This is a genomic window from Colwellia sp. TT2012 (assembly GCF_001440345.1).
In the GTDB taxonomy this organism is placed as follows: domain Bacteria; phylum Pseudomonadota; class Gammaproteobacteria; order Enterobacterales; family Alteromonadaceae; genus Colwellia.
On the sequence record NZ_LJYX01000136.1, the window covers coordinates 1 to 801 of the forward strand.

Here is an 801-nt window from a genome sequence, read left to right on the forward strand (position 1 = left end):
CACCGCTGCCGCCCAAAGCCGTCATGCTTAGTTTCGACGATGGCTATTCGAGCTTCTACACCCGCGTGATGCCGATCCTGCGTGCCTACCAGTGGCCGGCCGTGCTGGCGCCGGTGGGCAGTTGGGTCGACACGCCGTTGAACCAACCGGTGGATTTTGCCGGCGCGCCGCGTGAGCGCGGGGAGTTTTTGACCTGGCAACAAGTGCGCGAAGTGGCGCAATCGGGCCTGGTGGAAATCGCCGCCCACACCGACGCCAACCACAAGGGCGTGCTGGCCAACCCCCAGGGCAACATGGAGCCGGCTGCGGCTACCCGGCGCTATGACCCGGTCACCCGCAGTTATGAGCCCGAAGCGCAGTTCCAGGCGCGGATGCGCGCCGACGTTGCGGCGATTTCCAATAAGATCCGCGCCGTTACCGGCAAGGCCCCGCGCGTGTGGGTCTGGCCATACGGGGCGGCGGACGGCACCTCCTTGGCGGTGGTGGGCGAGCAGGGTTACCAGATGGCCCTGACCCTGGAGGACGGCCTCGACAACCTCGGCAACTTGATGAGCAGCCCGCGCTTTCTGGTGGACAACGACCCGTACGGCGAGGACTTCGCCAACAGCATGGTCTCGGCGCAGGTCAAAGCGCCGATGCGCGTGCTGCATGTGGACCTGGATCAGGTCTACGACCCGGACAAGGCGCAAGAAGTGCGCAACCTCGACGCATTGGTCCAGCGCGTGCTGGACATGGGCGTCGACACCGTGTTCCTCCAGGCGTTCGCCGATCCCAAGGGCGATGGCCTGGCGCGTTCGCTGT

1 protein-coding gene is annotated in these 801 nt (G+C 66.0%); it reads left to right on the forward strand.

Annotated features, from left to right (window positions below):
• A partial coding sequence (pgaB, locus tag ASU03_RS19150) for a poly-beta-1,6-N-acetyl-D-glucosamine N-deacetylase PgaB (RefSeq protein WP_157465994.1) occupies positions 1–801 on the forward strand: 801 nt, incomplete at both ends.